A 22140-nucleotide genomic window follows, 5' to 3' on the forward strand; every position below is an offset into this window, starting at 1 on the left:
TTTTTAGTTTAACCAATAAACTGCCATTATAGCTGGAATAAAATAAATAACAATAGTTTTGGCGCCATCATAATCTTTAGCCAGTCGTTGTCCGAAAAGTAACATTAGTAAGGTGACGCAAGAAAATACAGCTCCATAAAAGCCAAAAATTCTTCCGTTGTTTACAAATAATTCGATACAGCCAACAACACTTAAAATACCAGAGATTAATTCTAAAATTAAAATATTCAGCAAGGCCAAAGGCACTTGATTCTTTAAAGGGGTTTTTGCAAAATGACCTTTTAACCATTCGACATTATCTTTCCAATAAAACAGTTTGTCGTAACCGGATTGAAGAAAAGTAATAGCCAAAAAAATTAAAATTAAAATAGAAGTAATGTTGTTCATGTTTTTATTTTTTGTGAATTAAACGGGTAAGTTTGATTGATAAATCGGTTAAAATTATTTTTGCATTTCCATTGCGTTCAATATGATACATAGCATCCGAAAGTTCCTGAAAGATATCATTTATATTATTGCCATTGACAAAGGGGGCAAAATTCTCGAGTTTGAAGTTCTCCACTTGCGGTTCTATATAAACTAAACTTGGAGTTTGATAATTCAACAACAATGCTTGACGGAACATATCAATACAAAAGTGTAAAAATTTCTTTTGGGTCTCTCTTCCCAAAGCTGCAATTTGCTCGCTCCATCGGATCAAATCCTGAATTGCTGCGGCATTTTCTTTGGCTCTAAAAGCGGCACGAACCCAATCAACAAACCATTTTTCAAAAAAAACAGATTCGCTGTCCGGTTGCAGTAATTGAAGTGCTTTGTTATAATTTCCCTGTGCTTGGTGCGCTATTTTTACAGCCGTTTTAGAGTCAATATTTTCTCTTAAAACTAGGGCTTCAGCAATTGTTTTTTCTGGTAAACCATTAAAATGTAAAACCTGGCAACGGGAACGAATCGTTTGAATGATATCTTCTTCGTTTTCCGAAATCAAGATAAAAACGGTTTTATCAGTAGGTTCTTCCAATAATTTCAATAATTTGTTGGAAGCGGCAGTGTTTAATTTATCAGCCATCCAAATAACCATTACTTTATATCCTCCTTCATAGGATTTTAAGGCCAAAGATTTTAGGATTTCTTGTGCGTCGTCGACTCTAATTTCCCCCTGTTTATTTTTAACGCCAAGAGTTTGATACCAATCAAATAAGCTTCCGTAAAGATTTTCGGTTAAAAACTGTCGCCATTCTGTAATGAAATCAATGCTTTTTGGCTTTGTCTTCACCTCTTCTGTGCTTACGGTCGGGTAAATAAAATGCAAATCCGGATGAGAAATTTTATTGAATTTCAGGTTACACGCTTCGTTTGAACCCAAGTTTTCTGCGTTTTGATTGCTGCAAATAATATATTGCGCATAAGCGATCGCCATAGCTAAAGTGCCGCTTCCTTCAGGACCAACGAACAATTGTGCGTGGGGAATTCTGCCCAGATTAGCACTTTTTGTCAAATGACTTTTAATATGTTCCTGACCTAAAATTTCTGAAAATTGCATAAAGCAAAGATAGAAGAAAATGGTTTAGTCTAAAATTTTAGGGCGCAAAGTTTCACGTTAGGAAGTTTGTAAAATGACAGTTGAATCAAGATGTTTTTTCGTTATTTAAATTAACATATTTCAGGATTAAAAAACAGTTATACTTATAAAAAGAAACATTTTTTATTAATTTACATCGATTTCGTTACTAAGTATGGGATTTATTTGATTTCATCAAATTTATTAATAGTCTAAAAGTTCTATATATGTTATCATTTCAAAAACAAACAAACTAAAAATAGACCTTATGAAAACTTTAAACGATTTTGATTTCAAAAATAAAAAAGCCATAATCCGCGTAGATTTTAATGTGCCTTTGGACGAAAATTTTAATGTGACAGATGCCACTCGTATCGAAGCTGCAAAACCTACAATTGATGCAATTCTTGCTCAGGGCGGAAGCGTAATTTTAATGTCTCATTTAGGCAGACCATCAGGTGTTGAAGAAAAATATTCATTGAAACATATTCTAAAAACTACGTCAGAAATACTTGGAGTTCCAGTTCAGTTTGCTTCAGATTGTATTGGTTCTGTCGCTAAAGATGCCGCTGCTAAATTACAGGTTGGGGAAGTTTTATTATTAGAAAATTTACGTTTTCATAGCGAGGAAGAAGCAGGAGATGTTGCCTTTGCAAAAGAATTAGCGTCACTTGGTGATATTTATGTTAACGATGCTTTTGGAACAGCACACAGAGCACACGCTTCGACTACAATTATAGCTCAGTTTTTCCCAACTGAAAAATGTTTCGGATTATTATTGGCTAAAGAAATCGAAAGCTTAAACAAAGTTTTGAAAAATAGCGAAAAACCAGTAACTGCAGTTCTTGGTGGATCTAAAGTTTCCTCTAAAATTACGGTTATCGAGAATATTTTGGATAAAGTAGACCACTTGATTATTGGTGGTGGAATGACATTTACTTTCGTGAAAGCGTTAGGAGGTAAAATTGGAGATTCTATTTGTGAAGATGACAAACAAGAATTGGCATTGGAAATTTTGAGATTAGCTAAAGAAAAAGGAGTTCAAATCCATATTCCTGTTGACGTCGTTGCTGCAAATGCATTTTCAAATACTGCCGATACTCAAATTGTTGACGTAAAAGAAATTCCTGATGGATGGCAAGGACTTGATGCTGGACCAAAATCATTGGAAAACTTCAAAAAAGTAATCATGGAGTCTAAAACTATACTTTGGAATGGACCATTAGGCGTTTTTGAATTGGAGAGTTTTGCTAATGGAACAATTGCTCTTGGTAAATATATTGCAGCTGCTACAGAAAATGGCGCCTTTTCTCTTGTAGGAGGTGGCGATTCAGTTGCTGCAGTAAAACAATTTGGGTTAGAAGATAAGATGAGTTATGTTTCTACTGGTGGAGGCGCTATGCTGGAAATGCTGGAAGGTAAAGTATTGCCGGGAATTGCTGCTATCCTCGAATAATATAATTCAAATTTGAAATTATTTTAGCGAATTTAAAATAATAGGATAATTTAGCTGTTCGCAATTTCAGACCTTACTAAATGGAATGATATTCGTGGGGAAGATATTAAACCTGGAATGAAGCTAAAAATATACAGATAATACAATAAACTTCTATAAATTTGGGTTTTATTTCACAATTAAATTATAATGAATAAAGCCCATTTTTTATTTCTTTTTATTTTCTTCATCTTCTTTTCCTGTGAAAAGAAAAATGATAATTTACCTCGAATAACAACTGGGAAAATTAATACGATTTCTGTTATTATTGACGATCAGTTATGGAATGGAGAAGTGGGAGACAGTATCCGAAATAAGTTTGCTTCACCAGTTATTGGTCTACCTCAAGAAGAACCTCTTTTTTCCATAAATCAATATCCGATTAAACTACTGGAAGGTTTCATGACCGATAACAGAGCAATTATAGTAGTAAAAAAAGGAGATGAAAATAAGTTTGAAATAAAGAAAAATAAGTACGCATCACCTCAAAATGTGTTTCATATTTCAGGGAAGACAGGAACTGATATAATAGAAATCCTCGAAAAGAATGCTCCAAAAATGATTTTGCTAATCAAGGAAACAGAAATTGCCGAAAGCCAGAGAATTAATAGCCAATCACTATTAAATCCGAAACTTATTGCCAATAAGTTCCATATTTCACTACAAATTCCTTCTAACTATGCCTATATACTTCATAAAAGTAAATTTATGTGGTTAAAAAAGGAAATTATCGGCGGTAATACAAGTTTGTTGATTTATGAAGTTCCAATAACTTCCATAAAAAAGAATTCCAATTTAATTGTCAGTATTATTAAAATGCGTGATTCAATTGCTAATTTATATATTAGTGGTACGGAGCCAAAATCTAATATGATTACGGAAGAGGCTTATGCACCTTATCTTTTCAAAATTACACTTGATGGAAAAAAAACGTATGAGACTAAAGGAACGTGGGAGCTAAAAAATGATTTTATGGCGGGACCTTTTATCAATTATGCCATTTTTGACAAGGAAAATAATAGATTTTTGGTGTTGGAGGGTTTCTGTTACGCGCCTTCAAAAGAGAAACGGGATTTGATGCATGAATTAGAATCCATCATAAAATCGGTTGTTGTTTTGAAAAATTGATTTTTATTTTCTTTAATTTGCATTTTATAAATAGTTTAAAAAGCGCACGATGTTAAAATGGAGTATAAAGCCTTTTGAGGCACTTTCTGTTCACGAACTATATGATTTGTTACGATTACGAAGCGAAATTTTTGTAGTAGAACAAAACTGTGTTTATCTTGACCTTGATGGCAAGGATAAGGTGGCATTGCATCTCTTTGGAGAATTCGAAGGGAAAATTGTAGCTCATGCCAGACTTTTTAAGGCAGGAATCAGTTTTGATAATGCTTCCATTGGCAGAGTAACCGTTGATGCGAATTATCGCGATAAAAAATGGGGTCATGACTTAATGCATGAAGCCATTACTGGTGTTCTGCTTCATTTTGGCGAAAGCAAAATCACCATTGGAGCTCAATTATATTTGAAAAAATTCTACGAAAGTCATGATTTTATTCAAACCAGCGAAATGTATTTAGAAGATGATATTCCGCATATTGAGATGAAAAGAGAGTAATTATATTTTCAAAATAAGAAATTCTACTCTTCTATCCAAAGATTCTTCTTTTCCAAGAGGGAATTTATTGCCGCAACCTTTATAGCTCATCCGAAGACTGTTAATATTTTTTGATATTAGATATTTAAAGACATTCCGGGCACGATTCAGTGAAAGTTTTCTTTCATGAGTAGCTTCATCTATTGCATCGTCAAAATTACTGGGTGTGCAACAGACATGGCCTCTAATTTCAAATTGCAGTGTTTGATGTTTTTGCAACAGCAAAGCAATTTTATCTAATTCTTTTTTTGATACTAAAGTGAGTTCGCTTCTTCCTAATGCAAAAAGAATGTTTTCTAAATAGATACGATCGCCAACCTTTTGGTTTTCTCGAAAGGAATTATAAATGCCTTTACCATAACTATTTTTCTTGACAACAAATAAGTCAACTCGTCTGTTTTTATAACGGATTTCTGTTAGGTTATCAATAGAGTCCGTTTGTATAATTACACGTCCTTTTCCCTCAATAATGACAATTTTATTTTTATTAAAACCATTATAAGTTAGAATGTCCTGGACCGTTTTTACTCTGCTTTTTGACAATTTATAATTATAATCGTTGTCTCCTCGGTCATCACAATACCCGTAAATTTGAATAGATTCTATTTTAGAAGTATCTGCATTTTTTGCAAAATCAATAATAGTTTTAATTTGTTGGTTGTAAAGATCAGATTTGTCAAATTCAAAATACACGGTCTGAACCGGTTTTTCTTGGGCTTTTAGATGGCTAAAAAACAATAAAACTAGTATTCGGAAAATAATATTCATTAAATTTTCAAAATAGATTTATACTCTGAATTGTTATCTAAAATCGTAATAGCTTTTTTAACTTCTGTATTATTTTTGATGTAATATTGATACAAACCCTCTTGGTATTGGTATCTTTTTATAATTTCATCTAAAATAAGATTCTTGATTTCTTTCTGATTTTTATCCAATAATAGGTCTTCGCTTTTTTGAAGTGCGCCAAGCAATTGTTGGTATTCTACGGTGATAGATTCCTCTATCTTTTCTTTTTTGGCTATAGCCAAAGTATTTTTCAATGCCAACTCGGTTTCCGTGTCAAAAGAGAATTTTTGGGATTTTAAAAACTGTTTAAAGTCTGAATAATCGGAATCAGAAATCGATGGGATGCGATCCCCTAAAGTTGGATTTTTATAATAATAACGAGTTACATAATTAAAAATCCCGTCATTTTTGATTAAGGCATTAGTGACTGGACTTAATTTTGTTTCAGTAAGTTCTATATCTGGCTGAATACCACCTCCATCATAAACTGTTCTTCCTTTTCGGGTTTTGAATGCGTTATATTTTTTTTCTTCAGTTCTTGGAGCCACGCCATTTTTGTCTTTATGAGCATAATCTAAAGCTTGAATACACCTTCCTGAAGGCGTGTAATAACGTGCAATTGTAACTTTTAGTTGCGTTCCATAAGTTAAATCAACAGGTCTTTGCACTAAACCTTTTCCGTAACTTCTGCTGCCCAATACAACTGCGCGATCCAAATCCTGCAAGGCACCGGAAACAATTTCAGAAGCAGATGCACTTTTGCCATTAACGATAATAATTAATGGTATCTCAGTGTCAACAGGCTCTTTGGTTGTCTTGTAGGTATTATTGTGTTTTTCTATTTTTGATTTTGTAGTTACAATGATTTCGTTTTTTGGAACAAAGAGATTACAAATATTCACAGCTTCATTCAAAAGTCCGCCTGGGTTGTCTCTTAAATCTAAGATAATTCTTTCGGCACCTTCCTTTTTTAATTGTTCTAGTGCCTCTTTTGTTTCAAGGGCAGCCTTTTTATTGAAATGCAATAAAACGATATAGCCTGTTTTTGCGTCAATTTTTCCAAAAAACGGCACCGACTTTATTTCAACTTCGTCAAGTACAATTTGGGTAATATTTGTTTTGCCTTGGCGGATGTATTTTATGTCTACCTTAGTGTTTTTTGCGCCTTTTAAGAGTTGTGAGGCATCTTCTTTGAAATCTGACAATAGCACATCGCCTATTTGAATAATTTCATCACCGGGCTTGAGTCCTGCTTTATCGGCAGGGAAATTTTTATATATTTCTTTTACCGTAAGCTTGTCCTCTTTCCGAGTTAATAAAGCACCAATTCCAGTATATTCTCCTGTATTATTAATTTTAAATTTTACGACATCCTGTTCATTGAAATATACGGTATAAGGATCCAGACTTCCTAACATTCCATTGATGGCTTTGTCCATTAACTCACCAGGATTCGTCTCGTCAACATAATTCTTATTGACTTCTTTAAAAAGCGTTGTGAATATCTCTATTTGCTTTGCAATTTCAAAAAAATCGTCCTTGAAACTCGCTCCAATAAATAGAAATGCTGAGGCAGCAACTGGAATTATGAATTTTTTTTGGAAAAAGAAGTTCATGGGTTTCGTTTAACTAAATTTGTTACCGCTAAAATAAGAATAAATAGTTAATAATAATTAAAGTATTGTATATAAAGGTTATATTGCTTAATTAGGGTAAGATAAAAATTATAGTTCTTGTAAACCCGGGATGTTTTCTGGTAATGAAGTTTTTATGTTTTGTTGCACAAATTTCTCAAACAATTGAATTGTCTTAGTATTAATTTCCTCATAAGATAAACGGTCTTTGCTTTGGTAAAATAACATAAATGCATATGGTTTATCCAGATTGTCCAGCAATAGATGTTTGTTGAGTCGGTAGGTTTCGCGTAGCACACGTTTGAAATAATTTCGGTCAACGGCTTTTTTAAAGTGTTTTTTTGAAACTGAAACCCCCATCTTGATTTTTTGTCCCGAAGTTTCGTAATTCTCCAATGAACCAGAATAATAGACTAAACGAAGTGGATATTTAGATACAGATTTCCCCTCGGAAAATAATAAGCCAATGGTAATTTTACTTTTTAGCTTTTCGTTTTTTGGATAAGTGAAGTTCATTTTAGGAGAAAAAAGACATGGATTTTAGCCCACAAAGTTACAATTAAACCATGAGTCTGTATATTGTTTGGGATTTAAAATCGGGCTAAAAATATATTTCTTACTTTTGTGGCTAATTTTTTAAGCATGCAAAAACTATTTTCGTATCCGATCTCTATAATTTATTACTTGTTTTTTGGTCTTATATTGGTCATTTTTCATCCTATTCAATGGTTTTGTTTTACTTTTTTTGGTTATCAGGCGCACAAAAAAAGTGTGGATTACATGAATTTTCTTTTAGTGCGATGTACCAATATTTTAGGAACTAGCTATAAATTTGAAAATATAAAAAATATTCCTGAAAATGTCCCTTTGATATTTGTTTCAAATCATCAAAGTCTTTACGATATTATCGCGATGATTTGGTATTTACGGCGTTTTCATTGTAAATTTGTAAGCAAGAAAGAATTAGGAAAAGGGATTCCAAGTGTTTCTTATAATTTGCGACATGGAGGTTCCGTACTGATTGATCGTAAAGACCCTAAACAGGCCATTCCTATTATTAAAGGTTTGTCTGAATATATTGAAAAATATAAGCGTTCAGCCGTTATTTTCCCAGAAGGAACGCGAAGTAAAACCGGTAAAGCAAAGGAGTTTTCCCAAAGCGGGCTAAAAATATTATGTAAATATGCACCATCTGCTTATGTGGTTCCGATAACTATAAACAATTCTTGGAAAATCGTTAAATACGGATTTTTTCCCCTAGGTTTAGGAAATCACCTTACCTTTGTAATTCATAAACCATTAGCAGTGAAAGATTATAGTTTTGAAGAGCTAATGGAAAAAACAGAAAAAACTGTTGTTCAAGGAATAAAAATTTAATTTATTATATAATGTCAATAAAAAACATTCGATTAGAAGTAATGCAGTTTTTGGAAAAAAACGTGGATAGCTTTGTTGATCAGTATCTAATCCCAGTAGAAAAAATATGGCAACCTTCTGATTTTTTGCCTAATTCTGAAAGTGATACTTTTTTTGATGAGGTTAAGGAATTACGTGAAATTGCAAAAGAATTACCTTATGATTTCTGGGTAACTTTAGTTGGTGATACCATAACCGAAGAAGCGCTACCAACCTACGAATCTTGGTTAATGGATGTAGATGGTATTGATAACGTTGAGAGAAATGGATGGTCTAAATGGATCAGACAATGGACCGGTGAGGAAAACCGTCACGGTGATTTGCTTAATAAATACTTGTATTTGTCCGGTCGTGTGAACATGCGTGAAATCGAAATGACGACACAACACCTTATAAATGATGGTTTTGATATTGGTACCGGAAGAGACCCGTATAAAAACTTTGTTTATACCAGTTTTCAAGAATTGGCAACCTATGTTTCTCACAATAGAGTGGCACAAATGGCGAAGAAATATGGGGATAACAAACTGTCTAAAATGTGTAAAATGATTGCTGGTGACGAAATGCGCCATCATCATGCCTACAGCGAATTTGTGAACCGAATTTTTCAAGTTGACCCGAGCGAAATGATGCTTGCTTTTCAATATATGATGAAAGCAAAAATTGTTATGCCAGCTCATTTCTTGAGAGAATCAGGGCAAAAAATCAGTACTGCTTTTGAACAGTTTTCTGATTCGGCGCAACGAATTGGAGTTTATACCGCTGCGGATTATGTAGATATTATGCAAAAGTTAATTGACAAATGGGAAATTGATAAGATTTCAGGTTTGACCGATGAAGCGGAGAAAGCTCGTGATTATTTGATAAAATTGCCGGGAAGAATGGCTAAAATTTCAGAAAGAATGGTAATACCACAAGAATCTCATATTTTCAAATGGGTAGAGCCTGCTTTAGCAAGATAGATTTCTGAGTTCGAACTAAGAATAATGATGTTGAATTTTGAAGTTGTTGCTTCAGGATTCAACATTTTTAATAAATACCAATTTCACAAATGATTAACGAAAATATAATTGACAAAACCATTCTTTTTGTTAAAGAAAAATTAGAAAATGCCGAAGGTGGACACGACTGGTTCCATATTGAAAGAGTGTACAAAAACGCTGTTTTAATTTCCAAAAATGAAGTTTGTGACCCAATAATCATTCGTTTAGGTGCTTTGCTTCACGATATTGCGGACAGTAAATTTCATAATGGAGATGAAACAGTTGGTCCCAGAATAGCCCGGGAATTTTTAGAATCTCAAAACTCGGCCGAAGAAACCATTGAACACGTAGTAAATATCATTGAAAACATCTCTTATAAAGGCGGTAATTTCGAAAAGAAATTCTCTTCTATTGAATTGAATATTGTTCAGGACGCAGACCGCTTAGACGCCATAGGAGCTATAGGAATTGCCAGAGCATTCAATTATGGTGGGTTTAAGAATAGAGCGCTCTATAATCCTAAAATTGCCCCAAAAGCTAAGATGTCAAAGGAAGAATACAAAAAGAATGATTCTCCAACTTTAAATCATTTTTACGAAAAGTTATTACTGCTTAAAGATAAGATGAACACCGAGACTGGGAAACAAATTGCACAAGAAAGACATAATTATATGCAAGGGTTTCTTTCTCAGTTTTATGCGGAATGGGAAGGGGAAAAATAAATATCCACGATATGTAGAGACGCACTGCAGTGTGTCTCTACAACGTGATTATTTTTAAATAATTCCTTTTGCTTTCATTTCTATAATTACATCTGCAGCGTTTTTAAAAGTTGGCGCTTGTTCAACAATACTTCCCACTCTTTTTTTATTGAGTTTAAAGGTTATGTCATTTTCCGTTGTAAATAGGAGAGCGGTCAAAAAAGGGTTATTCATATAGGGAGCTAATATAATAAAAGTCTCATCTATAGTGTGGAAACTTTCAGCTTCTTCTGTTTTGTAACGTGCCGTAATCGAAAGACTAAAAATGTCATCATTCAACACGGGGCGAACGTAAATGTTTTTTAATTCGGTATCACCAATAGTCTTGGCCAAAGTTAATTTAGCGTAAGTTCCATTTTGGATGCTTTCTTTTACCTTTTCCCAAAATTGGGCAAATACAGGTTGGTAAGACATAAGTTGAATTTAAGATATTGTATTATATTTCGTAAAGGATCAATCAAAGCCCGTCAATCCGGACTATTTGTTTTTTATTTCCCTTTAAAAGTCGCTTTTCTTTTCTCTAAAAATGCTGTCGTTCCTTCTTTAAAATCTTCGGTTCCAAAACATTTTCCAAAAGCTTTTATTTCGGTTTCATAGCCGTTGTTGCCTTCTTTAAAGTTGGCATTGACTGCTTTTATGGCTTTGCCAACAGCATACGGAGAGTTCTTTATTATTTTATTGGCCACACTTACACAATAATCTAAAAGTTCGGATTCAGGAACGACGTGATTCACCAGTCCAATTCTGTAAGCATCTTGTGCGGTTACCATTCCTGCGGTCATAATCATTTCCATTGCGCGACCTTTGCCTACTAATTGTGGCAAACGTTGTGTTCCTCCATAACCCGGAATCAATCCAAGTGAAACTTCTGGAAGCCCCATTTTAGCATTTTCAGAAGCGATTCTGAAATGACACGCCATGGCTAATTCTAATCCGCCACCAAGAGCAAAACCATTAACAGCTGCGATTACAGGAGTTTTTAAATTTTCTATAAAATCAAATAATTTTGCTTGTCCTTCAGCGGCCAATTGCATTCCTTCTTCGATAGAAAAGTTAGCAAATTCTGCAATGTCTGCTCCGGCAACAAAAGCTTTTTCGCCACTTCCAGTTAAAATGATAACACGAATTTCATTGTTTTTACCTAATGTTTTAATTGCTTTATGCAAATCAGAAATAGTTGTTGCATTCAGTGCATTTAGTTTTGTAGGACGATTAATGGTAATCGTTGCAATATTATTTTCTGTTGTAATTAAAATACTTTCGTAGTTCATAATTATGATTTTAGGTGTTAATTATTGGCAGTGAAACCGTAAAAGTAGTTCCTTTTCCAAATTTAGACTCAAAGGTAATCGTTCCTTTGTAATTTTCTATAATGTTTTTAATAATACCAAGTCCAAGACCCATTCCGCTGCTTTTAGTAGTGAACTTTGGTTCAAATATGCGACTGATATCTTTCGTCTGAATTCCAATCCCGTTATCAGCAACAGTTATTAAGACGTTATTTTGCTCTTTTTTTACAGTTACAATTATAGATTTGGTTTCTTGGTTTTCAGGAATGGCTTGAATCGCATTTTTAACCAAATTTGTAATTATTCGAATGAGTTGTGTTCGATCTATTTTTGAGATAATTTCAGGTGAATCACTTTTAAAAACAATATATTCTTCATTGAAAATGTCCATTGCCAAGTCTACTACATTAACGACATTTAGTGTTTCATTCTGTTGTGCCGGCATCGAAGCAAAATTTGAAAATGCCGATGCAACGGCGCTCATTGTATCAATTTGTTGAATCAGTGTCTCAGAATAATCTTTCATCTTTTGTCTTACCTCTACATCATTTGGATCAAATTTTCTTTGAAAACTTTGCACTGTCAATCGCATTGGCGTCAGTGGATTCTTGATTTCATGTGCAACTTGTTTCGCCATTTCGCGCCAAGCTTCTTCACGTTCGCTTTGGGCTAATTTTATTGCGCTTTTTTCCAGTTTATCCACCATTCCGTTGTACGCTTTTATCAACAGATTGATTTCTTTGCTACTGGCTTCTAATACGATTTTTTCATTTTTTTGATTCAAACTAGTTTCGCTTAACTTGTCTGAAATCGTTTTTAGCGATTTTGTAATATAAGTCGAAAGAAAATAGGCTATGGCAAAAGCCACAATCAGCATAAAAGAATACACCTGACCCAAACGAATCAAGAAACTGTTTAATTCATTTTCATAGAAACCATCATCTTCCACATAAGGGAGATTCAAAATCCCAAGCGTTTTAAATTTGTCATCTTTTATCTGACTATAAGACGATCGATTCTTTACTCCATTGATAGTTTTAATGTCTACATATCTTTTTTCTATGGAGGAACGAACTAATTTGAGGATGTATTTTGGTATTGGAGGCGATACTTTGTCTACAGAAAATGATTCCTTGGATGATTTTAGCAATTTTCCGTTTAAACTGTAAATGTTAATTTCAATACTATGGATTTGAGCCAGTTCATGAATTTTATCTTTAAAAATCAAACCTAAATTCTCAGTTGTCAAAGGATACGTTGTGGTAGAAAGCACATAATTTATATGTTCTTTTATTGCATCTTCCTTTCGTTCTAAGCGCTCTTGATGGTATTCTTTGGCTTCGTTTTTGAATTGGATAATCGAAATAGAAGCTAACAAAATGGAGGCCATGATTATCAATACAATCATGGATAGGAAAATCCTGATTCGTAAGGAAAGCATCGACATTTTAAAGTTCTTGAACATAATTAAGATTGATTTCTCTCTCGAATGCGTTTGTAAAATTTAAACCCAAGCATAATTAAAATTGAAAAAAGAAAAATCCCAATTACGCCGTAAATCCAGTTGACTGCATTTTTTAAAATGACTAAAAATACCACTGCAAAAAGGATAATAGTTGCGCCTTCATTCCATAATCGCATAAAAGTTGTTGTGTATCTTACTTCATCGTTTTGCAATTGTTTGAATATTTGTTGGCATTTCCCATGATACAAATACAATGCAAATACAAAACCAAGTTTTACGTGCATCCACGGCATTTTTAACCAAGCTTGACCTAAATCAGTAAATAACAACATCCAAAAAGCAAATATACTCGCTAAAACTGCCGATGGCCAAGTTATGATATACCAAAGACGATACGTCATTATTTTGTATTGTTTTTGCAAAATTTCCTTTTCTGGAGAAGGTTTTTGAGCGGCTTCAATTTGGTAAACAAATAAGCGGACAATATAAAATAATCCCGCAAACCAGGTGATTACAAAGATGAGGTGCAAAGATTTAAGGTAATTATAATATTCCATTGGTAGTTTGAATCAATTTAGTATTTATTTCTTTTTTTAGAAAATAGCCGGTCAGTATTGTTGATAAGATATCCGCAATTGGGAATGCAATCCATATTCCAAAAATACCTAAAAAATTTGGTAGTATCAGCACCAGCGGAATTAGGAAAAATCCTTGTTTGCTCAAAGTCAATAACAGGGCTTTTTTTGCTTTTCCAGCAGCTTGAAAATAGGCTGCACCAATTAACTGAATAGCAATAACCGGGGAAGCCGCAAAAACCCAACGTAACGCTTCGGGGGTTTCTGCAATTACTTTTGGGTCTGTGGTAAAAACGGATACTATAGGTTTAGCAAAAAGTAAGATGACTACAAAAATAAGTGAAGCTAAAATTGCTGCGTATTTTATCGAAAGCTGTACACTTTCTTTAACTCTTTCATAATTTTGAGCGCCATAATTAAAACCAGCAATAGGGAGAAAACCTTGCGTAATTCCCAGAATTGGAAACAAAGCAAACATCAACATTCTGCTGATAATTCCGTAAATAGCAACGGAATGTTCACCGCCATAAGTGTACAAAATATGATTTAAAATTATGGCTAAAATACTAACCACGCCTTGTCTGGAAAATGTGACAATGCTCAGTTCCGATATTTCTTTTACAATTAGAAGTTTAAACTTAAAATGTCTTGTTCGCAGTTTTAATTCACTTTTAAAAAGAAAAAACCACAAGACAAACAAGAAACATGAAAAATAGGATATGGCTGTAGCCAAAGCAGCGCCAAACATTCCTAAATCCAAATATTTTATAAAAATAATATCTAATGTAATATTTATGAAAGCAGGAATAATCATGGCAACCATGGCGAATTTAGCTTTGCCTTCCGCTCGAATAATATTGTTGCCCATCATACAAAGTGCTAAGAATGGAACCGATATTATGATCGGAAAGAAAAATTCTCTTGCGGGTTTCATAATAGCTCCTTTTGCACCAAAAAGCAACAGCATCTCATTGCTAAAGAAAAGGCCAAAAGCAACAAAAATGAATGACAATAAAAAAGTCATCATAATTTGATTGGCAAAAGTAGTTTTTGCTTTTTCCCTGTTATTTGCTCCCAATGCTCTCGAAAGAACAGAGCCTCCGCCCACACCAATCGCCATTCCCAGAGAAGAAATCAAAAAGGTGATGGGCAAAACTACGGTTACCGCTGCAATGGCCAAAGAACCAATCCATTGCCCAACAAAAATGGTGTCAATTAAAATATTGACCGACATGAACAAAATACCAATGGAGGACGGAACTGCTTGTTTTATCAAAAGTTTTTTGATGTCCTGAGTTCCTAACTCATCGGCAGAAACAGTCATTTAAGCGTTTATTTTTTCGGAGTCAACGTTAACGGATGATGAGGCGTTCGACCAATTTGTAATCCAATTACTTACCGTTTTACACCAATCGTCGCCATCATTTAAACAGGGAATAGCCATAAAATTTTCGCCACCATGAGCTTTAAACTCATGATTGGCTTCCATGGCAATTTCTTCCAAAGTTTCTAAACAATCAGATACAAAAGCCGGCGTTACAACAGCAAGATTTTTAATTCCTTTTTCAGGCATTTTGTTTACTTCAATATCTGTGTAGGGCGTCAACCATTTGTCTCCCGCTAAGCGAGATTGAAAAGTTTGGCTGTATTTACCTTCTGGAATTCCCAATAATTTCACCACTTGTTTTGTGGTTTCGTAACATTGGTGGCGGTAGCAAAATTCATGTGCAGGTGACGGCGTGTTGCAACAAGAACCGTCTATTTTACAATGGGATTTGGTGATATCAGTCTTGCGAATGTGACGCTCCGGGATTCCGTGATAGGAGAATAACAAATGATCGTAATCATAACCAGCTAAATGTCCTTTAATCGAATCAGCTAGGTTTTGTAAATAATCGGGTTTGTTGTAGAACGCAGGAACAATGGTAAATTTCATTTCTGGGAAATATTTTTTACGGTGTTCTTCAGCTAATTCTAAAATGGTTGTTGTAGACGCCATTGCGTGTTGTGGGTACAATGGAAAAAGCAGTACTTCATTTACGCCTTTGTCGTGCAGTTCTTGTAAGCCTGACAAAAGCGAAGGATTTCCGTAACGCATCGCTAGGGAAACAGGAACATCAACTAATTTTTTTACTTTGGCGTGCATTCTTTTGGAGATAACCACAAGCGGAGAACCTTCGTCCCACCATATTTTTGCGTAAGCGGCAGCCGATTTTTTAGGTCTTGTTTGTAAAATTATTCCACGAACTAATAATGCTCGTAACAAAAACGGAACGTCAATTACGTATTTGTCCATTAAAAATTCATCTAAATAGGGTTTAACATCTTTAGCAGTTGGACTTTCCGGAGAACCTAAATTAACTAATAATACACCTTTCATGTTGTCTTTTTTTGTTGCTACAAAAGTAAATAAACTTACTTTTTTATAAATTGCGATTAACTATTTTTTATTTATTGTTCAATATAAGAAATCAATTGTTTACTGCATATTTGGATTGATTGACATCAAATATTTCTTAGGCGTGGTGGCAAATTTCTTTTTGAAAGCCGCTATAAAGTGACTTCCGGTGCTGTATCCAATTTTCAGTCCCACTTCGTTTACATTATAAGAACCGCTGTCGAGTAATTTTCGAGCAAAATCCATTTTATAGTCAAATAAAAATCCGTAAACGGTGTCGCCATAAATTTGTTTGAAACCCATTTTAAGTTTCTTTAAATTCAAACCTATTTCGTCGGCCAATTCTTGTAATCCAGGCGGTTCGGCCATATTGGCAATGATGATTTCTTTCGCTTTTTTGATTTTTATTACATTGTCTTCGTCTATCAAAAATGGACATTGTTCTGCGTTTGGATCTTCGGTTCTATTGAAATACAAACTCAATAATTCGTATCCTTTTCCTTTATAATACAGGTTTTTAATCGAAGGATGCAAGCTGTAATGAAACAGTTGCGACAAAACAATTGCCATAGATGGGCTGATGTTTCCTTCATTATAATATTTTTTGTCCTTATTGTCAGCACTTAAAAAAGTAATATAGTCCGCTTCGGTTGAAAATAAAGCATGAAATTTTTTGATGGAAATAATAACAGAAATCACCCATGAATTTGGCGCCAATTCCAGATTTAAAGGCAGTTCTTTTTGTGGATTGTACAATAGCAATGATTTTTCCTCTTTCAATTCCAATGCATAATTTCCTTGATTAAAGATAAACTTCGCATTTCCTTTTAATCCAAAATGAAACTGAATCAATCCGCTGCTTACTTCACGTTGGGCTTGAAAGGCATCGGTGCTGTCATTCTGAAAGCGAATGAGCGTAAAGTCATCTTCAATTTTTATGATTTCTTGAGAACCCATAGCGATATTTTTTTAATATGAAAATGATAATTAACAAGTTTATTTATTTAGAAACGTTCTGAATAAGGCGTTCAAAAAAACGCGTTTCTGCTACAAAAATAAGGGTTTTTATAATAAAACAACGATTTAAAACTAAAAAATCACATAGCGACACAAAAAGTACTTCTAGCGTTACTTTTATAAATACTATAGTTCTAATTTTGTTCCACTTTCTGGAAAAGTGCATATATGGAAAACAATAACAAATTAAAGCATCATTATTTTTACTCCGTTGGATTGAGTTATAAAAAGGCAGATGCTGAGATCAGAGGTAAATTCAGTTTAGATGCTACTGCAAAAAACCGTTTACTCGAACAAGCTAAGACTGAAGGAATAGAAAGTTTAATCGTAACTTCTACTTGCAACCGCACGGAAATTTATGGTTTTGCAGAACACCCTTTTCAATTAATAAAACTGATTTGTGAAAACAGTCAGGGCTCTGTTGAAGAATTTCAAAAAGTAGGATTTGTATATAAAAACCAAGAAGCAATTAGTCATATGTTTCGTGTAGGAACCGGTTTAGACAGTCAGATTCTAGGGGATTTCGAAATTATTTCCCAAATAAAAACTAGTTTTATTCAATCAAAATCTTTCGGTTTGGCCAATGCCTTTATGGAAAGATTGGTGAATGCCGTTATCCAAGCCAGTAAAAAAATAAAAACTGATACACAGATTAGCTCAGGCGCTACTTCGGTTTCTTTTGCTGCAGTTCACTATATTTTTAAGAATGTAGAAGATATTGGAAACAAAAATATACTCTTGTTTGGCACTGGGAAAATTGGTAGAAATACCTGTGAAAATTTAGTTAAACATACTAAAAACGAGCACATCACTTTGATCAACAGAACTAAAGAAAAAGCAGAGAAATTAGCTGGGAAACTGAATTTAATTGTAAAAGATTATTCTGAACTACATCTGGAATTACAAAAAGCAGATGTTGTTGTTGTCGCTACCGGAGCCCAAAATCCAACTATCGATAAGGCGATTCTGAATTTGAAAAAACCATTGCTGATTTTGGATTTATCCATTCCAAAAAATGTAAATGAAGATGTTCTGGATTTAGAAGGGGTTACGCTGATTCACATGGATTATTTATCTCAAATGACAGATGAAACTTTAGAAAACAGGAAAAAACATATTCCGGCAGCGGAAGTTATAATTGAAGAAATAAAAGAAGAATTTAATATTTGGACGAAAGGCAGAAAATTTGCTCCAACTATTAATGCTTTGAAAGCAAAACTGAATGCCATAAAAAATTCAGAATTGGATTTCCAAAGTAGAAAAATTTCAAATTTTAATGAAGAACAGGCCGAAATCATCAGTGCCAGAATTATCCAAAAAATAACAACTCACTTTGCCAATCATTTGAAAGACGACGACACTATGGTGGACGAAAGTATAGAATGGATTGAAAAAGTTTTTAAAATTGGAGCTACCGCAAGATAATGAATAAAACAATACGCATAGGAACCCGCGATAGTGAACTCGCGCTTTGGCAAGCCCATAACGTCGAAAAAAGACTGAACGATTTAGAATATAAAACCGAAATTATAGCGGTAAAATCACAAGGAGATATCATTCTTGACAAACCACTTTACGAATTAGGAATCACAGGAATTTTTACCAAAACTCTCGATATCGCCATGATCAACGGTCAGGTTGATATTGCAGTGCATTCCATGAAAGATGTTCCTACGGCTTTGCCAATAGGAATTGCGCAGGCTGCCGTTCTGGAACGAGCCAATACTTTGGATATTTTGGTATATAAAGGAAACCTTGATTTTCTTATTGGAGAAGGTACAATAGCAACAGGAAGTTTGCGTCGTCAAGCGCAATGGCTCAATAAATATCCAAATCACAAGGTAGTGGATTTGCGCGGAAACGTAAACACGAGAATGCAGAAATTGCAGCAAAGTGATTGGAACGGAGCCGTTTTTGCGGCAGCAGGATTAGAAAGAATCAACTTGAAACCTTCTAATTATATTGATTTGGATTGGATGATTCCAGCGCCGGCTCAAGGTGCAATGGTCATTGTCGCTATGGCAAATGACAATTTTTGTAGAGAAGCAGTTTCGGAATTGAATGACATAGAAACCGAAGTGTGTACACACATTGAAAGACAGTTTTTAAAAACACTCGAAGGTGGTTGCACCGCACCAATTGGCGCTTTAGCAGTTTTTGTAGAAGATGATATTTTGTTCAAAGGCGTTTTATTTTCTATCGATGGAAAGCAAAAAATCGAAATCGAAAAAACCGTTCCAGTCCAAGAATGGAAAAAACTAGGTTTTTATTGTGCCAAAGAAATTTTAGAAAATGGCGGGATAAAATTGATGTCAGAAATTAAAAACAATTTGAAGAAATAATGAGCCAAACAAGCATATTATCCACCAAAACATTGTCGGCAGAACAAAGGCAAGTATTTCTTGATGCTAATTTTGATCTTTTAGAACAGGATTTCATCGCAATAAAAAACAATCTTTTCGAACTCAATACAATCAACAACAACTTGATTTTTAGTAGCCAAAATGCTGTTTTAAGTTTGATAGAACAAAACGGTTGGGAAGTTTTAAAGACTAAACCTGTTTTTTGTGTCGGTATTAAAACCAAGGAATTACTAGAATTACATGGTTTTACAGTTGATGTTTATTTAGATTACGCCTCTGAATTAGCCGAAATAATCACTTTAATTTACAATAAGGAAAGTTATACTTTTTTGAGCGGAAATTTGCGTAAAGAAACGTTGCCTAAAGCATTAAAAAGTGCCGGAATAACTTTTAATGAAATCGAAGTTTATCAAACAACATTGGCACCTTTTAAAATATCAGACCAAGAAAATTTTGACGGAATTTTATTTTTTAGCCCATCTGCCGTTGAAAGTTATTTGACAAATAATAAAATTAAGAATGAAGTTTGTTTTTGCGTAGGCACTACTACAGCATCAGCATTAGAAGCAAAGAAAATTAAAAACATAGTAATTGCTGAAACACCAACTATCGAAGAGGTGATTTTGGAAGTTATTGAATATTATACAACGGAAAGCATCTAGCAATCTGCTAAAATTTAAATACATGATTAAGAACGACCTATTTTTAAGAGCACTAAAAGGAGAAACAGTACAACGTCCACCAGTTTGGATGATGCGTCAAGCCGGAAGATATTTACCGGAATTCATCGCTTTGCGTGATAAATATGATTTTTTCACCCGTTGTCAAACGCCAGAATTAGCTGCCGAAATTACGGTTCAGCCAATACGTAGAATTGCTCCCGATGCGGCCATTTTGTTTTCGGATATTTTGGTAATTCCACAAGCAATGGGAATAGAGGTGTTGATGAAAGAAAATTTCGGTCCTTTTTTACCAAATCCAATTCGTACGATTCAGGATGTGGAGAAAGTAATCGTTCCAGATGTTAATGAAACATTAGGGTACGTTTTTGACGCTATCAAATTGACCAAAGAAATGTTGAATGATGAGGTGCCGTTAATTGGTTTTGCAGGTTCACCTTGGACAATTATGTGTTACGCCGTGGAAGGGAAAGGTTCTAAAAGTTTTGATATGGCCAAAGGATTTTGTTTCCAACATCCAGAAGCAGCGCATGTTTTATTGCAAAAAATTACCGATACCACTATTTTATATTTAAAAGAAAAAGTAAAAGCGGGAGTAAATGCCGTTCAAATTTTTGACTCTTGGGGCGGAATGTTATCTCCAGTGGATTATCAGGAATTTTCCTGGAAATACATCAACCAAATCATTGAAGCTTTAGCCGATGATGCGCCAGTAATTGTTTTTGGAAAAGGATGTTGGTTTGCGCTTGGTGAAATGGGAAAAAGTAGAGCATCAGCATTAGGTGTTGACTGGACTTGTTCTCCACGAAATGCACGATACTTGTCTGGTGGAAATATCACTTTACAAGGAAATTTTGATCCTTCAAGATTATTATCGCCGATTCCGGTGATTAAGAAAATGGTACACGAAATGATCGATGAATTCGGAAAAGATAAATACATCGTGAATTTAGGTCACGGAATTTTACCAAATATTCCTGTGGATCACGCCAAAGCGTTTATTGATGCGGTTAAAGAATACAATCAATAAGATTTCATAAAATGCTAAACGAAGGATTACGAGATCAGGAAAGTATTCGAATAGACAATGTGCTAAAAACGTTGCTTTCTTTAGTTTCTGTGCCTAAGTTTTGGAATTTAGAAGATAAAATCAACATAGAAGATCAATTGAAAGACTTTGGTTTAAACATTCAAAGTCTGATTGATTTAAATGAAACGGATTTAATTACGCATTTGTTACGGTGCCATTTAGATTGGAATCAGTTAGAGCAATTTGCTGATTTTTTGATTGGCTTTTCAAAAGAGAAGCAGTTTAATTTTTCTGAAAAATCGATTGTCATTTATAATTATATCCAACAGGAAAGCAAAGTGTTTTCATTTGGAATTAATAGTAAAATAGCTGCTGCAAAAGTAAATTTATAGATGATAACCTCCGAGAACTTCATTATTGATAAATTGAAATCTTCAGATGCCAATGAGTTGCATTTGTTTATAATGAATAATGCGGAACGATTTCGCAGATTTTTTCCGCTTACACTTTCCAGTAACGCAACAGTAGAAAAATCAGCAGAATATATTGAAATTAAAGAGAAAGAAATTCAACAAAAAGTAAATTTCACCTTTGCCATTAGAGAAACAGATTCCCAAAAAATCATTGGATTGATTATCATTAAAAAGATTGATTGGACAAAAAGAATTGGTGAACTTGCTTATTGCATCGGAAGTAATTTTGAAGGAAAAGGTCTGGTTACAAAAGCAGTTAAAGCCATTTCAGATTTCGCTTACAATGAATTAGATTTGAAAATACTTCAAATTATTGCTCATAAAACGAATCTTGCAAGTGTAAAAGTTGCTCAAAATTCTAATTTTATTTGGAAAAAAACGTTGCTAAATGAATTCACTCCTATTAATGAAGCTCCATTAGATATGGAATTATATGAACATATGAATGAAAAATAAATTCTACCAATATATACAAAACCTGCAAGACCAAATCTGTAAAGGATTAGAAGTTTCTAATTATTTAGTAGAATTGAAAACTAAATTTTCCTTTCTAT

At 33.9% G+C, this 22140-nt stretch carries 24 protein-coding genes; 12 read left to right on the forward strand and 12 right to left on the reverse strand.

All coding sequences use genetic code 11. The annotated features are described in order from the left end of the window. Positions 1–3: 3 nt before the first annotated feature. On the reverse strand, positions 4–387 hold the full coding sequence (locus C4S35_RS02000) for a DoxX family membrane protein (RefSeq protein WP_103998550.1): 384 nt from the start codon (positions 385–387) through the stop codon (positions 4–6). 4 nt (positions 388–391) lie between these two features. Further along, a complete protein-coding gene (locus C4S35_RS02005; RefSeq protein ID WP_103998551.1) occupies positions 392–1540 on the reverse strand; it encodes a DNA polymerase III subunit in 1149 nt (382 codons plus the stop codon). Between the two features lie 286 nt (positions 1541–1826). Here C4S35_RS02005 and C4S35_RS02010 point away from each other — a divergent pair, with 286 nt between their 5' ends. The 3 genes from C4S35_RS02010 to C4S35_RS02020 all read left to right on the forward strand — a co-directional run bounded on the left by C4S35_RS02010 (position 1827) and on the right by C4S35_RS02020 (position 4674). Continuing rightward, on the forward strand, positions 1827–3014 hold the full coding sequence (locus C4S35_RS02010) for a phosphoglycerate kinase (RefSeq protein WP_103998552.1): 1188 nt from the start codon (positions 1827–1829) through the stop codon (positions 3012–3014). A 189-nt stretch (positions 3015–3203) separates the two neighbouring features. Then, positions 3204–4181 (forward strand): DUF4837 family protein, encoded by a 978-nt coding sequence (locus C4S35_RS02015; protein ID WP_103998553.1) that lies wholly within the window; start codon positions 3204–3206, stop codon positions 4179–4181. 49 nt (positions 4182–4230) lie between these two features. After that, positions 4231–4674: a GNAT family N-acetyltransferase gene (locus C4S35_RS02020; protein WP_103998554.1), complete on the forward strand. Its 444-nt coding sequence runs from the start codon at positions 4231–4233 to the stop codon at positions 4672–4674. Here C4S35_RS02020 and C4S35_RS02025 read toward each other — a convergent pair whose 3' ends face one another. From C4S35_RS02025 to rnpA, 3 genes are all read right to left on the reverse strand, one after another. Further along, a complete protein-coding gene (locus C4S35_RS02025; RefSeq protein WP_103998555.1) occupies positions 4675–5481 on the reverse strand; it encodes an OmpA family protein in 807 nt (268 codons plus the stop codon). Beyond that, a complete protein-coding gene (locus C4S35_RS02030; protein WP_103998556.1) occupies positions 5481–7118 on the reverse strand; it encodes a S41 family peptidase in 1638 nt (545 codons plus the stop codon). The genes C4S35_RS02025 and C4S35_RS02030 overlap by 1 nt, the downstream gene beginning before the upstream one ends. Before the next feature lie 108 nt (positions 7119–7226). After that, complete coding sequence (gene rnpA / locus C4S35_RS02035; RefSeq protein WP_103998557.1) at positions 7227–7652, reverse strand: ribonuclease P protein component; 426 nt, start codon at positions 7650–7652, stop codon at positions 7227–7229. A gap of 126 nt (positions 7653–7778) precedes the next feature. On the opposite strand from rnpA, the gene C4S35_RS02040 reads away from it, so the two are divergent. From C4S35_RS02040 to C4S35_RS02050, 3 genes are all read left to right on the forward strand, one after another. Next, positions 7779–8513: a lysophospholipid acyltransferase family protein gene (locus C4S35_RS02040; RefSeq protein WP_103998558.1), complete on the forward strand. Its 735-nt coding sequence runs from the start codon at positions 7779–7781 to the stop codon at positions 8511–8513. An 11-nt stretch (positions 8514–8524) separates the two neighbouring features. Next, positions 8525–9514, forward strand: a complete 990-nt coding sequence (locus C4S35_RS02045) for an acyl-ACP desaturase (protein ID WP_103998559.1) — start codon at positions 8525–8527, stop codon at positions 9512–9514. A gap of 89 nt (positions 9515–9603) precedes the next feature. Continuing rightward, complete coding sequence (locus C4S35_RS02050) at positions 9604–10257, forward strand: HD domain-containing protein (RefSeq protein WP_103998560.1); 654 nt, start codon at positions 9604–9606, stop codon at positions 10255–10257. A gap of 54 nt (positions 10258–10311) precedes the next feature. Here the strand turns inward: C4S35_RS02050 and C4S35_RS02055 are convergent, their stop codons facing one another. From C4S35_RS02055 to C4S35_RS02085, 7 genes are all read right to left on the reverse strand, one after another. Continuing rightward, on the reverse strand, positions 10312–10710 hold the full coding sequence (locus C4S35_RS02055; protein ID WP_103998561.1) for a hypothetical protein: 399 nt from the start codon (positions 10708–10710) through the stop codon (positions 10312–10314). Between the two features lie 74 nt (positions 10711–10784). After that, positions 10785–11567: an enoyl-CoA hydratase/isomerase family protein gene (locus C4S35_RS02060; protein WP_103998562.1), complete on the reverse strand. Its 783-nt coding sequence runs from the start codon at positions 11565–11567 to the stop codon at positions 10785–10787. Between the two features lie 10 nt (positions 11568–11577). After that, entirely contained in the window at positions 11578–13050 is a 1473-nt protein-coding gene (locus C4S35_RS02065) for an ATP-binding protein (RefSeq protein ID WP_425269130.1), read from the reverse strand. A 2-nt stretch (positions 13051–13052) separates the two neighbouring features. Further along, positions 13053–13607 (reverse strand): CopD family protein, encoded by a 555-nt coding sequence (locus C4S35_RS02070; RefSeq protein WP_103998564.1) that lies wholly within the window; start codon positions 13605–13607, stop codon positions 13053–13055. Next, a complete protein-coding gene (locus C4S35_RS02075) occupies positions 13594–14949 on the reverse strand; it encodes an MATE family efflux transporter (protein ID WP_103998565.1) in 1356 nt (451 codons plus the stop codon). Before C4S35_RS02075 ends, C4S35_RS02070 begins: the two co-directional genes overlap by 14 nt. Continuing rightward, positions 14950–16005, reverse strand: a complete 1056-nt coding sequence (hemH, locus tag C4S35_RS02080) for a ferrochelatase (protein ID WP_103998566.1) — start codon at positions 16003–16005, stop codon at positions 14950–14952. A 99-nt stretch (positions 16006–16104) separates the two neighbouring features. After that, positions 16105–16980, reverse strand: coding sequence for a helix-turn-helix domain-containing protein (locus tag C4S35_RS02085; protein ID WP_103998567.1), 876 nt, complete (start codon positions 16978–16980; stop codon positions 16105–16107). 228 nt (positions 16981–17208) lie between these two features. On the opposite strand from C4S35_RS02085, the gene hemA reads away from it, so the two are divergent. Genes hemA through C4S35_RS02115 form a run of 6 tightly spaced genes read left to right on the forward strand, consistent with a single transcriptional unit; the run spans position 17209 to position 22042 of the window. Next, positions 17209–18465 carry a glutamyl-tRNA reductase gene (gene hemA, locus C4S35_RS02090; RefSeq protein WP_103998568.1) on the forward strand — a complete coding sequence of 419 codons (1257 nt, stop codon included), beginning with the start codon at positions 17209–17211 and terminating at the stop codon, positions 18463–18465. After that, on the forward strand, positions 18462–19382 hold the full coding sequence (gene hemC / locus C4S35_RS02095) for a hydroxymethylbilane synthase (protein ID WP_103998569.1): 921 nt from the start codon (positions 18462–18464) through the stop codon (positions 19380–19382). The genes hemA and hemC overlap by 4 nt, the downstream gene beginning before the upstream one ends. Beyond that, positions 19382–20065, forward strand: a complete 684-nt coding sequence (locus C4S35_RS02100) for a uroporphyrinogen-III synthase (RefSeq protein WP_103998570.1) — start codon at positions 19382–19384, stop codon at positions 20063–20065. Before hemC ends, C4S35_RS02100 begins: the two co-directional genes overlap by 1 nt. A 22-nt stretch (positions 20066–20087) precedes the next feature. Continuing rightward, on the forward strand, positions 20088–21113 hold the full coding sequence (gene hemE / locus C4S35_RS02105; RefSeq protein WP_039108302.1) for a uroporphyrinogen decarboxylase: 1026 nt from the start codon (positions 20088–20090) through the stop codon (positions 21111–21113). 11 nt (positions 21114–21124) lie between these two features. Beyond that, the gene (locus C4S35_RS02110) at positions 21125–21505 is read left to right on the forward strand and encodes a hypothetical protein (RefSeq protein ID WP_103998571.1); all 381 of its coding nucleotides are present in this window, start codon (positions 21125–21127) and stop codon (positions 21503–21505) included. Beyond that, positions 21506–22042 (forward strand): GNAT family N-acetyltransferase, encoded by a 537-nt coding sequence (locus C4S35_RS02115; RefSeq protein ID WP_103998572.1) that lies wholly within the window; start codon positions 21506–21508, stop codon positions 22040–22042. It abuts the gene before it with no gap. Positions 22043–22140 lie beyond the last annotated feature (98 nt).

It is taken from the genome of Flavobacterium urumqiense, from assembly GCF_900108015.1.
In the GTDB taxonomy this organism is placed as follows: domain Bacteria; phylum Bacteroidota; class Bacteroidia; order Flavobacteriales; family Flavobacteriaceae; genus Flavobacterium; species Flavobacterium urumqiense.